Below are 12,736 nucleotides of genomic sequence, written 5' to 3'. Positions count from 1 at the left end.
GAGAACATACATGAAAAACTTATTAGGCGCTCTTGTAGGGCTATTGTTAATCGGCAGCGTGCACGCAAGTGAAGTCGCTGTTGTCGATTTTCGCGCCGCTTTAATGCAAAGCAACGTCGGTCAAAAAGCAGCAGTAGAGCCCAAGAAACAAGTTGCAGCGATGGATGCTAGGCTAAAGAAAGAGCAAGGTGAGTTGAAGCAGATGGCTAATGACCTGAAGCGTGACGAACTTACATTAAGCCCAGAAGATTTAAAAAAGCGTCGTATTGCTTTTGCTCAGCGTGAGGGGCAAGTGCGAAATATGGCGGCTGGTATGCAGCGCCAAGCAAAACAATTAGAGCAAAAATTAATTAACTCGCTAACCCCAAAAGGGGAAGTGGCGTTAAAAGAAATCATTAAAGAGCGTAAGTTAGACTTGGTTTTAAATAGAGAGACCGTTGTTTATGCCAAGGCCGATACAGACATTACAAAAGAATTGATCGATCGTATTAATAAAGGTAAGTAAAACATGGATTATACTCTAGCCCAGTTAGCAAAGAAGGTTGAGGGTAGAGTAAAAGGAGACCCCGACTTAAGAGTTGAAGGGCTAGGGACGCTTGAAAGCGGGACGCCAAACCAAATAGGTTTCTTGGCGAATCCAAAATATCAGAGTCAACTGGCTTCTACGACACTAGGCGCTGTGCTTGTTAAGGACGATGAGCTTTCATTGGCAGTAGAAAATGCCATTATCGTAAAAAATCCTTATTTAGCTTTTGCCGCGTTATCTCATTTATTCGTTCCTACTTTTCAACAGTGGGAAGGGGTAAATGTAAGTTGTGTGATCTCTAAAGACGCTACTATTGCAGAAAATGTTATTATTGCACCCAATGTGGTGATCGATGCTGATGCTGTGATTGAAGATGGCTGTGTGATTGGAGCAGGATGCGTTATTGGCCGTGGTGTTCGAATTGGAAGCAAATGCCATATCTATCCTAATGTAACCCTCTATCATGATGTTTCAATTGGTGCGGATTGTATTATTCATAGTGGTGTAGTAATTGGCGCTGATGGCTTTGGCTTTGCGCCGACGAAAAAGGGATGGGAAAAAATCAATCAACTTGGTTCTGTGGAAATCGGCAATCGAGTAGAAATTGGTGCAAACACCACCATTGACCGTGGTGCTATTGAGAATACAAAAATCGGTGATGGTGTTAAAATCGATAACCAGGTTCAAATTGCTCATAACGTTGTAATTGGGGATAATACCGCAATTGCAGGCTGTGCGGCGATTGCTGGCAGCACTAAAATAGGCTCTTTCTGTACTATTGCAGGAGGCGTTGGCATAGTTGGCCATTTAAAAATAGCAGACTGTGTACATATAACAGCAATGAGTTTGGTAAGTAAGTCAATTCTTAAGGAGGGATCGTATTCCTCTGGAACAGGATTAGAGCCAACGGATAAATGGCGACGTTCGGCGGCAAGACTAAGAAGAATCGATGATATGGCAAAACAAATCTCAAAACTGGAACAGCAAGTTAATAAGCTTTTAACAGAAGGTTGATGCTAAATGATTATGGACGTAAATGAAATCCGTAAATACTTACCCCATAGGTACCCATTTTTACTAGTAGATCGAGTTATTGAGATTAATCTAAATGATTCTATTGTCGCTTATAAAAACGTAACAGTGAATGAACCCTTCTTCACCGGACATTTTCCTAACTATCCAGTTATGCCAGGTGTTCTGATTATTGAAGCAATGGCACAGGCTGCAGGTGTGCTAGGTTTTAAAACCATGGGTAAAACCCCAGAAGATGGTTCTATTTATTACTTTGTTGGTGCCGATAAAGCGCGATTTAAACGTCCCGTTGTGCCTGGTGATAGACTACAATTAGAAGCTAAGATTATCACCGAGAAACGTGGTATCTGGAAATTCGAGTGTAGAGCAAGCGTTGATGGCGAGCTTGCATGTTCAGCAACAATCATGTGTGCAGACAGGAAGGTATAGTGACGATACACCCTACAGCTTTAGTTGACCCAAAAGCAGAACTGGATTCCAGCGTTGAAGTGGGACCTTTTTCTGTTATTGGGCCGAATGTAAAGATTGGCGCGGGTAGCGTTATTAAATCTCATGTGGTTATTAATGGTCATACGACCATTGGTAGCCATAATGAAATTTATCAATTTGCTTCAGTTGGTGAGGCAAATCAAGACAAAAAGTATAAAGGTGAACCAACAAAGCTCATCATAGGGGATTATAATATTATCCGTGAGAATGCGACGATTCATCGTGGCACGATACAAGATAATGGTATAACTCAGATTGGTGATCATAACTTGTTTATGGCAAGTACCCATACCGGTCACGACTGTGTCGTTGGCAATAACAATATCTTCGCAAATTACGCTGCCTTAGCGGGTCATGTAACAGTGGGAGATTTTGTTATATTGGGTGGTTACACCGGAATTCACCAGTTCTGCCAAGTAAACTCATACAGTATGTGTGGTATGGGTTCGATGGTGGCGAAAGATGTTCCACAGTTTATGATGGTCTCTGGTAGTCCAGCTAAAGCGCATGGAATGAATTTCGAAGGAATGCGTCGTAGAGGCGTTCCCTTAGCTGTTATTAAAGCGCTTCGTAAGGCATACAAAACGGTATATCTAAAGGGAATGACTTTAGAATATGCGTTAAAGGAGCTTGAAAATGATGCTATCTATGACATTCCAGAAGTAATTGACTTTGTTTTGTCTATCCGGCGCTCTAAGCGCGGCATTGTTCGTTAAACATTGCTTGCTAGATATTGTGAAAGAAAACCCCGGATTCATTCGGGGTTTTTATTATTTATATGGAAGAAATTGAATGGCGTTGACACGGTATGTAATAGTAGCGGGAGAGGCATCAGGCGACATTCTTGGTGCTAGTCTGATTGCGCATCTTAAAATTTTGCAACCAGAAGCGACCTTTGAAGGTATTGGTGGGCCATTGATGCAAGCTCAAGGCTTGAAAAGTATTGTGCCTATGGATCGACTTTCTGTGATGGGATTGGTTGAGGTGTTGGGGCGGCTGCGTGAGCTTTTAGGAATACGTAAACAACTGTATCAGGCTTGCCTTAAAAATCCACCAACAGCATTTATCGGAATAGACTCTCCAGATTTTAATATCCCTCTAGAAAAAAAACTAAAAGAGTCAGGAATCAAAACAGTTCATTACGTTAGTCCTTCTGTTTGGGCTTGGCGTCAAAAACGTATTTTCAAAATTAAAAAATCTGTAGATCTGATGTTGGCGCTGTTCCCATTTGAACTGCCAATTTATCATGAACATAAGATTCCAGTTGTGTGTGTCGGTCATACCTTGGCTGATGACATCCCCCTTGAAAGCAACGCTCAAGAAGCGAGAGTTCAGTTACATCTTCCTGAATTGAATGGGCCAGTGTTTGCTATATTGCCAGGCTCAAGGGCTGGTGAAGTGGGTAAGTTAGCCCCATTATTTATTGAAACAATGAAACTCATAAAGCAACAACAGCCTAATGCTACTTTTTTAATACCGGCGGCGAATCAAGAGCGTAGGCAGCAGATTGAGACCTTGCTTCATGAAGCCAATACCGAGGCTGTTGTGGTTGATGGTCAGTCACGTATCGTCATGGCGGCAAGTGATGCTATTTTATTGGCGTCTGGAACCGCCGCTCTAGAGGCGATGCTGGTTAAGCGCCCGATGGTAGTGGCTTATCGATTTAGTGCGTTAACTTACGCCATTATGTCAAGAATGCTAAAAGTTCCCTATGTATCACTGCCCAATTTGTTAGCCAATGATGCGTTAGTGCCAGAGCTTATTCAGGATCAAGCCACCCCCGATAATTTAAGTCGTCGTTTACTGCAAACTTGGCAGTCATTCCTCGGCGACCAGAATATTCAAAAGCACTATAAAGAGCTGCATCTGATGCTGCGTAAAAATGCGGGTGAAACGGCCGCTCAAGCAGTGGTAGATCTTGTCGAAGGGAAATTGAATTGATGGAACCCTTTGTAAGTACTCTCTACTTTGGTGATCTTATTGCTGGGGCAGATGAAGCAGGACGAGGCCCGTTAGCTGGCAGTGTGGTTGCTGCTGCGGTTATTTTAGATCCTAAGCAGCCTATTAAAGGCTTGGCAGATTCTAAAAAATTATCGGAAAAGAAGCGTGAAGCACTATTTATTGAAATTAAAGAAAAAGCCCTTGCTTACGCCATCGCCAGTGCCAGCGTAGAAGAAATTGAGCAGTTAAATATTCTCCATGCCAGTATGTTGGCGATGAGTCGCGCCGTGAATCAATTGTCAGTACCGGCTGAGCATGCATTGATTGATGGAAATCGCGTGCCTAAAGATTTGATTTGTCCTGCTGAAGCGGTTGTAAAAGGCGATGCTCGTCATGCCGCGATCTCAGCCGCGTCTATTTTGGCAAAAGTGACGAGAGATCATGAAATTGTAAAAATGGCTGCAATCTATCCAGGTTATGGCCTTGAAAAGCATAAAGGCTATCCTACGGTGCAGCATCTTGCCGCGCTAAAAGAGCTTGGCGTTACCCCTATCCACAGGCGCAGTTTCGGCCCTGTGAAGAAAATTTTAGAAGGATAATATTTTGTCTACATCGTTTATCCATTTACGGGTTCATACAGAATTTTCTTTAGTCGATGGATTAGTGAAAGTTAAAGGCTTATTAAATACAACCGAAAGCCTCTCGATGCCTGCTGTAGCCATGACCGACGAAAATAATTTGTGTGGTTTTGTGCGTTTTTATAAAGGCGCAATGGATAAAGGGATTAAGCCTATTTGTGGCGCTGATGTGATGCTAGAAGCAAACGAGGTTGTTGAAGAACGTTCTCGTTTGACTTTGTTGGCTATGTCAAATGAAGGCTATAAAAATATCATTAAGGTGATTTCTAAAGGTTATCAACTGGGGCAAGTTGATGGTCGTCCAATTATTAAGCGTCAATGGGTTGAAGAACACAGTGAAGATGTTATTGCGCTTTCAGGTGCTCGGCAAGGTGATGTCGGCCTCTTGCTAGAAAAAGGCCATCCAGATGAAGCGAAACAGCAATTAGCTTATTGGATGTCGGTTTTTCCTAATCGTTTTTATGTTGAACTTCAGAGAACAAGCCGACCAGGGGAAGAACGTTTTATTCATGGCGTTATTCCAATTGCTTCCGAACTAGGGTGTCCTGTTGTAGCGACCAATGATGTGCGTTTTCTAAAGCGTGGGGACTTTGAAGCTCATGAAGCGCGAGTCTGTATTCATGATGGCGTTACCTTAGATGACCCGCGTCGTAAGCGTCGGTATTCTGAAGAGCAATATTTTAAAACCGCAGAAGAAATGGAAGCCTTGTTTGAGGACATTCCAGAGGCGCTAGAGAATACCGTAGAAATTGCCAAACGTTGCAGTGTCGATGTATTGCTTGGTAAGTACTTCTTACCGGACTTTCCTGTTCCTGATGGTCTAACGATGGATGAGTTCTTCAAAAATCTCTCCTATGACGGGCTTAAAGATCGCTTTAACTTTTTGGTTAATAAGTACGGTGAGCGTATTGAAAAACGCCGACAAGAATACTGGGATCGACTTGATTTTGAGCTGAACATCATTAATCAAATGGGATTTCCCGGTTACTTTTTGATCGTAATGGACTTTATCCAATGGGCGAAAGATAACGATATTCCAGTCGGCCCAGGACGAGGTTCCGGTGCGGGTTCCTTAGTCGCTTATGCGCTTAAAATTACCGATTTGGACCCTCTTGAATACGACTTACTATTTGAACGTTTCTTGAACCCTGAACGTGTTTCTATGCCGGATTTCGATATCGACTTTTGTATGGAAAACCGAGATAAGGTAATCGATTATGTGTCTCGAACCTATGGGCGTGATGCAGTTTCTCAGATTATTACGTTTGGTGCGATGGCGGCCAAAGCGGTGGTGCGTGATGTCGCACGGGTGCAAGGTAAGCCTTATAGTTTAGGTGATAAACTCTCTAAACTGATTCCTTTTGAAATTGGCATGACGCTTAAAAAAGCGTTAGAGGAAGAACCTGCTTTACCTGAATTTTTAGCCGCAGACGAGGATGCTGCCGAAATTATGGAAATGGCGTTTTCTCTTGAAGGCGTCGTGCGTAACTTTGGTAAGCACGCTGGTGGTGTAGTAATCGCGCCAACTAAACTAACCGATTTTTCACCCTTGTATTGTGAAGAAGATGGCTCAGGTTTGGTGACTCAATACGATAAAAACGATGTAGAAGAAGCGGGCTTGGTTAAGTTCGACTTTTTAGGGTTGAAAACGCTGACGGTAGTGGATTGGGCGGTTAAGAACATTAACCAGATCCATGAGTTGGCAGGCAAGCCGCCACTTGATATTGCCTTGATCGATTTGGAAGAAAAATCCGTTTACGACATGTTGCAGCGAGCGGAAACGACAGCGGTATTCCAGCTGGAATCCCGTGGTATGAAAGAGTTGATCAAGAAGTTATTGCCCTCACGTTTTGAGGATATTATCGCCTTAGTGGCCTTGTTCCGTCCGGGGCCTTTGGGTTCTGGCATGGTGGACGATTTCATTAACCGTAAGCATGGTCGAGCCGAATTGGCTTTCCCGCATCCTGATTACCAACATGAAGATCTGATTCCTGTTCTGGAACCAACGTACGGTATTATTTTGTACCAAGAGCAGGTTATGCAAATTGCTCAGGTGCTGGCGAAATTCTCGTTAGGTGGCGCCGATTTATTGCGTCGAGCGATGGGTAAGAAGAAAGCCGAAGTTATGGCTGAGCAGCGCTTAATCTTTATGGAAGGCGCGTTCAAAAACAATGTTAGCAAAGAATTATCCGGTAACATCTTTGACTTGATGGAAAAATTTGCCGGCTATGGATTTAACAAATCTCACTCGGCAGCGTATGCCTTGGTGTCTTATCAAACAGCTTGGTTAAAAAGACATTATCCAGCCCCATTTATGGCGGCTGTATTATCGGCGGATATGCAGAATACCGATAAGATCGTTATTTTTATCGAAGAATGTCGCTCGATGAAACTACCGTTAGAATTGCCTAACGTAAATATGTCTGTTTATAAGTTTACCGTGACACCTGCCGGTGAAATTGTTTACGGTCTAGGCGCTATAAAAGGCGTTGGCGAAGGTCCAATTGAAGCGATTGTTGAAGCGCGAAAAGAGGGACCGTTTGAGCATATTTTTGACTTCTGTCAGCGAGTGGGGCGCAAAGTTAATAAGCGTGTAATGGAGGCGCTAGTGCGTTCCGGAGCATTTGATACCATAGGACCAAATCGAGCAACCTTGTTTGCATCGATTGATGGGGCCTTGAAAAGGGCAGATCAATCCGCAAAAAGTAAAGATGCGGGTATGATGGATTTGTTTGGTATCGCGGTTGATGAACCAACAGAGAATGCTTACGATGAAATTGGTATTCAACATGAGTGGTCTGGGCGTCAGCGTCTGGATGGTGAAAAAGACACATTAGGTCTTTATGTTACGGGTCATCCGATCGATGAATATGAAAAAGAAATTCGTCGTTTCGCGCGTTCTCGTATCGTTGATTTGCAGCCAAAACGTGGTGACACTCAGGTGATGGCAGGGTTGATCGTGGATTTACGAATTACCAAAAGTAAAAAAGGTGGCAATATCGCCTTTGTGACGTTGGATGATCGTTCGGCACGAATAGAAGTGACTGTGTTTCCCGATAGCTACGAAGCCTTAAAAGGCGTCATTGTAAAAGATGAAGTCGTGGTGGTTGAAGGGGAGATAAATATTGATGAGTTCCGAGGTGGCCAAAAAGTCATCGCTCGGAATATTTTCGATATACCACAAGCACGAGTTCGATATGTTGAAGCATTGCGTATAACATGGAGTGAAGAAACGGTGACTGCCAAGGCCATCCAGCAATTGGCAAAATACATGGAACCATTTCGAGGGAACGGATGTGATGTAGTTATTGGGTTTGATACAGACCAAGCTCATGGTGATATTCGACTAGGGTCAAATTGGAAAATTTTACCTAATGACGAATTAATTCATGAACTTCAGAAACAATACGGTAAACAAAATGTTCAGCTAGTGTATACTTAGCCTCATTTTATAGTTTGTACAAAATAGCGTTGCGAGAAGCGGCGTCGACAGAGCAGATGGCAAAATGTATTTTGCCTTGTATTTGATGGCAACCAAATAGCAGTGTAATTAAACATGAATTTAGATTATCTACCATTCGAACAGCCGATTGCTGTACTCGAACAAAAAATAGAAGAATTGCGTCTAGTAGGCAACGACAATGAACTCAACATTAGCGATGAGATCAGTCGTCTAGAAGACAAGAAATTAGCGCTTATAAAAAGTCTTTTTAGTAATCTAGGTGCTTGGGAGGTGTCACAATTAGCACGCCACCCAAAACGTCCATATACCCTTGATTATATCAAGCACGCCTTTACAGATTTCGAAGAGATGCACGGTGACCGTCATTATTCAGATGATCGCGCCATTGTTGGCGGGATAGCTCGATTAGAAGGTCGTCCAGTGATGATTATTGGTCATCAAAAAGGCCGTGAAGTAAAAGAAAAAGTACTTCGTAATTTTGGTATGCCGCGTCCAGAGGGTTACCGTAAGGCATTACGCCTGATGGAAACCGCTGAGCGTTTTAAATTACCAATTATTACTCTAATCGACACACCTGGGGCTTATCCAGGCATTGGCGCAGAAGAGCGTGGACAGAGTGAAGCAATTGCCTTTAACCTTGCCGCTATGTCTCGTCTTAAAACGCCAATCATCTCTACCGTTATTGGTGAAGGTGGTTCTGGTGGTGCGTTAGCCATTGGTGTATGCGATGAATTAATGATGCTTCAATATGGAACTTATTCTGTTATTTCTCCAGAAGGCTGTGCTTCTATACTATGGAAGAGTGCTGAGCGCGCGTCAGATGCCGCTAAAGCAATGGGGATTACTGCTCAACGACTTAAAGAACTTGGTCTTGTTGATACCATTATTGAAGAGCCAATGGGTGGTGCGCATATTGCTCATGAACAAATTGCACACAGTCTAAAAGAAAATTTACTGGCTGCATTGAGTCGTATGGATGATTTAACCGAAGAAGAGCTTTTGGCTCGTCGTTATAATCGTCTGATGTCTTACGGTTTGTAGTTTCACTAGCGTTTCTGAAAGCCTCCTAATATTAGGGGGCTTTTTTCGTTTATAGAGAGAGTTAGTGCTGTATATTATTAGCTTATATATTGACGAGAGTAGCTTTTAACTTTAATCATGAGCCTTTATTTTTCTGTATCTCCTTTAGTATCCAGTAACTCGCTGAGCTTTAATCCAGAGTGGATTGAACGACTGTTTAGTCGTGCTGGTGTCGTTTGGATTGGTTTTAGCGGAGGGGTTGACTCTCATGTTTTACTCCACGCCTTGACGCGTGTTTTATCTCCTGAACAAAAAAGTAGATTGGCAGCCATTCATGTTCATCATGGATTGAGCATGAATGCAGACGATTGGCTAACCCATTGTGACTCTGTTTGTCAGGATTTAGGTGTTCGCTTTGTCGCTCGCAGAGTCTTATTAGCATCTCAAGCCTCGATTGAAGATGCGGCGCGCAAGGCTCGCTATCGTGCTTTTGAAGAGGTATTAGCTCCGCAAGATGTTTTGCTTATGGCTCATCATTCTGGTGATCAAGCCGAAACGGTTTTATTTCGTTTATTACGGGGCACTGGCGGAAAAGGATTGGCGGGTATTCCTCAAGAGCGTGATTTAGGGTCGGCTCTACTTATCCGCCCTTTGTTAGATACATCCAAAGATGCTATTACCGCGTATGCAAAAAAGCATGGACTTCATTGGATAGAAGATGAGTCTAATGGAAATGAAAAGTTCACTCGAAACTTTTTGCGTCATCGGATAATACCTACGTTGGAAACGCGGTTCCCTCAGATGGAACATAGTATTGCTTCTACGGCGCAACGTCTTGCCACAGATTACTCTATGCTAGCTGATTTTGCGGCTAAGCAATTATTGGATTGGTGTAGTCCAGCCGGTGGCTTAATTTTGTCGAATTTTCGTACTCTTTCCTCGGATAAACGCTTGTTCTGGCTCCGCCATTTCTTACAAGAAAGAGGTGTCTCGTTATCCCATGCTCAATTGGAAAGTTTGGATTTCATGGTGTTTAGTGACCTAGATAAGCAACCTGAATTTAAATTTTCTTCTGGACGTATTATGCGCCATCAAGGCGCTATTTATGTGCTGCCAAAAGATAAAGAAGTGACATTGGGGTTACTAGCTTTAGGGCAAATTTTTGAGCGTGATTTTGATCAGGTGTTGGTTGAAAGTGACGGCCATTTCTCTTTGCGAGAGCGGCCTCAAGGTGTGTCTATTTTGATGCAAAATGGACACACTCGTAAGCTGAAGAAGTGGTTCAATGACCAGAAAGTACCTAGCTGGTGGCGAGAGCATTTACCGTATCTTTATTTGGAGGACGAATTAGTTGCGATAGGCTCATTATGGCGCCATCCTAACTATCAAAGCATCAAATTTAGCTGGTTTTTAAATGAAACATTGCCTTTCCCCTTATGTGATTAATAAGTCTAGCGGTGAGATAAATATGAAAATTGCGATATTAGATGATTATCAAAATGTCATAAAAAATCTTGAGTGCATGTCTTTATTGAAGGCACATGACGTCACGATTATTAGTGACATATTAACGCCAGAAGAAAAGTGTAATGCATTACAGAATATGGATGCTGTGGTTCTTATTCGTGAAAGAACGACAGTAGATGAAGCGTTTCTAAGCGCCTTGCCACAATTGAAAGTGATTAGCCAAACGGGAAAGATAAGCAATCACCTTGATGCCAAAGCTTGTCAGCGTCATGGTGTTACTGTGCTTGAAGGCATTGGCTCCCCAGTGGCGCCTTCTGAGCTTTGCTGGGCATTAATTATGGCAGCTTCTCGTCATATTGTTCCTTATGCCAGCCATCTGAAATCGGGCCAATGGCAATCATCCGATTCGCTAGGATTAGGGCGTACATTGGATGGATTGGTCTTCGGTGTTTGGGGCTTTGGTAAGATAGGCCAGCGAGTGGCTAAATACGCAACCGCTTTTGGGATGAAGGTTTTAGTGTGGGGTAGCGTCTCATCTCGTCAAAAAGCGTTAGAAGCGGGCTATATGGCGGCAGAATCTAAGGCAGTATTTTTCTCACAGAGTGATGTTCTATCTTTGCATTTAAGACTAAATGACAGTACCAAAGGGGCTGTTACACGAGAAGACCTTAGCAGAATGAAAAGTGATGCTCTGCTGGTTAATATTAGTCGGGCAGAGCTGGTGGAGCAGAATGCTCTGGTAAGTGCTTTGCGCTCTGGGCATCCTGGTTTTGCTGCAATTGATGTTTTTGAGCAAGAGCCAATTGTTACTGAGTCAGACCCTTTGCTTTTATTACCTAATGTTTTGGCAACACCTCATATCGGCTATGTTGAGAAAAATAGTTATGAGCTTTACTGTCGAGTTGCTTTTGAGAACTTGATCGCATTCGCTGGGTAAACAACGCCAACTTGGTGTTGTATTAATTTCTCTTTTTTGTTTAGCACTTAGCTGCACAATCATTTGGTTTAATGGTCATTAACGCTCTAATATTGATATCACGTTTTATCGCACAATCCCATTAGGCAACATAAGACTAGAATTATTATGCTTCAAGCCGTCTCTTTTGGTGGGTTAGAGTTTAGCCCGCTTGTTATTTTGTTTCCAATCGCCTTTTTGATGGTGGCGGGTACTCGTTTTGTTTTGCATAAGCTTCATTTGCGTGAGCGAATATGGAAAGTGGCATGGTTTGAAGTGTCATTATTTTTTTGTTATCTAGCAGCAACTGTCTATTTATTTGGTGGAAGATAAATCTTATGGTGAAGTTTTTACGTATTCTTGTGACTTTGTTGTTTGTGCTTGCGGCTGTATTGGCAGGGACTTGGGTGTGGAATGATTATATGAATTCGCCATGGACTCAAGATGGACGTGTTCGTGCTGATGTTATTACCATTGCGCCAGATGTATCTGGTTGGGCAACGGAGCTTAATGTTAATAATGATCAACCGGTCAAAAAAGGTCAGTTGCTATTTAGAGTCGATCAAAAGCGTTATCAAGCTGCTTTAGCTGAAAGTGAGGCCAGCGCTGAGAATGAAAAGTATATGTGGGAGCTTGCAAAGCATAAATACGAACGACGTCGACAATTAACCGAGAATAACGCCATTAGCCAAGAAGACTTAGAAACCGCTCGAATCAATACCAAAGTTGCAGAGGCAAATTATAAGTTGGCTCAAGCTGAACTTGAGACAGCCAAAATCAATTTACAGAGAACTGAAGTCTATGCGCCAGAGGCGGGCGATATTATTAATTTGAATTTACGCCAAGGCAATTATGTTAGCCGAGGTTCTTCCGTGTTGGCGATAGTGAAAGCGGACTCATTTTATGTGACAGGGTATTTCGAAGAAACCAAAATACCCTTGATTCACCTTGGGCAGAAAGCGAAGATCACTCTAATGAGTGGTGGTAAGGCCATTACAGGGCATGTGGTGAGTATTGGGCGCGCCATTGCTAATACCAATACGCAAAGTAATAATCAGTTGCTTCCTCAAGTTCAACAGACCTTTAACTGGGTTCGTTTGGCACAACGCATTCCAGTTGATATAAAACTCGATCCACTCCCTAGTGGTGTTCGACTTAGCGCCGGTATGACCGCTTCTATTCATCTTACTGAACGATAGGAGAGA

12 protein-coding genes are annotated in these 12,736 nt (G+C 42.8%); all 12 read left to right on the top strand.

Annotated elements, in window-relative coordinates:
• Positions 1 to 10: 10 nt before the first annotated feature.
• The 12 genes from E0D70_RS08860 to E0D70_RS08805 all read left to right on the top strand — a co-directional run bounded on the left by E0D70_RS08860 (position 11) and on the right by E0D70_RS08805 (position 12,730).
• Complete coding sequence (locus tag E0D70_RS08860; RefSeq protein WP_133011920.1) at positions 11 to 505, top strand: OmpH/Skp family outer membrane protein; 495 nt, start codon at positions 11 to 13, stop codon at positions 503 to 505.
• 3 nt (positions 506 to 508) lie between these two features.
• Positions 509 to 1,540, top strand: coding sequence for a UDP-3-O-(3-hydroxymyristoyl)glucosamine N-acyltransferase (lpxD, locus tag E0D70_RS08855; protein ID WP_133011919.1), 1,032 nt, complete (start codon positions 509 to 511; stop codon positions 1,538 to 1,540).
• Positions 1,541 to 1,546: 6 nt separating this feature from the next.
• Positions 1,547 to 1,987: a 3-hydroxyacyl-ACP dehydratase FabZ gene (gene fabZ / locus E0D70_RS08850; RefSeq protein WP_133011918.1), complete on the top strand. Its 441-nt coding sequence runs from the start codon at positions 1,547 to 1,549 to the stop codon at positions 1,985 to 1,987.
• A complete protein-coding gene (lpxA, locus tag E0D70_RS08845; RefSeq protein ID WP_207923236.1) occupies positions 1,987 to 2,763 on the top strand; it encodes an acyl-ACP--UDP-N-acetylglucosamine O-acyltransferase in 777 nt (258 codons plus the stop codon). Before fabZ ends, lpxA begins: the two co-directional genes overlap by 1 nt.
• 76 nt (positions 2,764 to 2,839) lie before the next feature.
• Positions 2,840 to 3,988, top strand: a complete 1,149-nt coding sequence (lpxB, locus tag E0D70_RS08840) for a lipid-A-disaccharide synthase (RefSeq protein WP_133011916.1) — start codon at positions 2,840 to 2,842, stop codon at positions 3,986 to 3,988.
• Positions 3,988 to 4,587: a ribonuclease HII gene (gene rnhB, locus E0D70_RS08835; RefSeq protein ID WP_133011915.1), complete on the top strand. Its 600-nt coding sequence runs from the start codon at positions 3,988 to 3,990 to the stop codon at positions 4,585 to 4,587. Before lpxB ends, rnhB begins: the two co-directional genes overlap by 1 nt.
• 4 nt (positions 4,588 to 4,591) lie before the next feature.
• On the top strand, positions 4,592 to 8,068 hold the full coding sequence (dnaE, locus tag E0D70_RS08830; RefSeq protein ID WP_133011914.1) for a DNA polymerase III subunit alpha: 3,477 nt from the start codon (positions 4,592 to 4,594) through the stop codon (positions 8,066 to 8,068).
• A gap of 114 nt (positions 8,069 to 8,182) precedes the next feature.
• On the top strand, positions 8,183 to 9,130 hold the full coding sequence (gene accA, locus E0D70_RS08825) for an acetyl-CoA carboxylase carboxyl transferase subunit alpha (RefSeq protein ID WP_133011913.1): 948 nt from the start codon (positions 8,183 to 8,185) through the stop codon (positions 9,128 to 9,130).
• Between the two features lie 117 nt (positions 9,131 to 9,247).
• Positions 9,248 to 10,555 carry a tRNA lysidine(34) synthetase TilS gene (gene tilS, locus E0D70_RS08820; protein WP_133011912.1) on the top strand — a complete coding sequence of 436 codons (1,308 nt, stop codon included), beginning with the start codon at positions 9,248 to 9,250 and terminating at the stop codon, positions 10,553 to 10,555.
• A gap of 22 nt (positions 10,556 to 10,577) precedes the next feature.
• Positions 10,578 to 11,513, top strand: a complete 936-nt coding sequence (locus E0D70_RS08815) for a D-2-hydroxyacid dehydrogenase family protein (protein WP_133011911.1) — start codon at positions 10,578 to 10,580, stop codon at positions 11,511 to 11,513.
• Positions 11,514 to 11,660: 147 nt separating this feature from the next.
• Positions 11,661 to 11,864 (top strand): DUF1656 domain-containing protein, encoded by a 204-nt coding sequence (locus E0D70_RS08810; RefSeq protein ID WP_133011910.1) that lies wholly within the window; start codon positions 11,661 to 11,663, stop codon positions 11,862 to 11,864.
• A gap of 5 nt (positions 11,865 to 11,869) precedes the next feature.
• On the top strand, positions 11,870 to 12,730 hold the full coding sequence (locus E0D70_RS08805; RefSeq protein ID WP_133011909.1) for an efflux RND transporter periplasmic adaptor subunit: 861 nt from the start codon (positions 11,870 to 11,872) through the stop codon (positions 12,728 to 12,730).
• Positions 12,731 to 12,736 lie beyond the last annotated feature (6 nt).

The sequence above is a fragment of the Marinomonas flavescens genome (assembly GCF_004352835.1).
GTDB classification, from domain to species: Bacteria; Pseudomonadota; Gammaproteobacteria; order Pseudomonadales; family Marinomonadaceae; genus Marinomonas; species Marinomonas flavescens.
The sequence above is the reverse complement of the archived record's forward strand: the minus strand, read 5'-3'. Positions and strand labels throughout refer to the sequence as shown.

Coding starts and splice junctions, on each gene's coding strand:
- E0D70_RS08860 (WP_133011920.1), top strand. CDS start 11: ATGAAAAACTTATTAGGCGCTCTTGTAGGGCTATTGTTAATCGGCAGC.
- lpxD (WP_133011919.1), top strand. CDS start 509: ATGGATTATACTCTAGCCCAGTTAGCAAAGAAGGTTGAGGGTAGAGTA.
- fabZ (WP_133011918.1), top strand. CDS start 1,547: ATGATTATGGACGTAAATGAAATCCGTAAATACTTACCCCATAGGTAC.
- lpxB (WP_133011916.1), top strand. CDS start 2,840: ATGGCGTTGACACGGTATGTAATAGTAGCGGGAGAGGCATCAGGCGAC.
- rnhB (WP_133011915.1), top strand. CDS start 3,988: ATGGAACCCTTTGTAAGTACTCTCTACTTTGGTGATCTTATTGCTGGG.
- accA (WP_133011913.1), top strand. CDS start 8,183: ATGAATTTAGATTATCTACCATTCGAACAGCCGATTGCTGTACTCGAA.
- tilS (WP_133011912.1), top strand. CDS start 9,248: ATGAGCCTTTATTTTTCTGTATCTCCTTTAGTATCCAGTAACTCGCTG.
- E0D70_RS08815 (WP_133011911.1), top strand. CDS start 10,578: ATGAAAATTGCGATATTAGATGATTATCAAAATGTCATAAAAAATCTT.
- E0D70_RS08810 (WP_133011910.1), top strand. CDS start 11,661: ATGCTTCAAGCCGTCTCTTTTGGTGGGTTAGAGTTTAGCCCGCTTGTT.
- E0D70_RS08805 (WP_133011909.1), top strand. CDS start 11,870: ATGGTGAAGTTTTTACGTATTCTTGTGACTTTGTTGTTTGTGCTTGCG.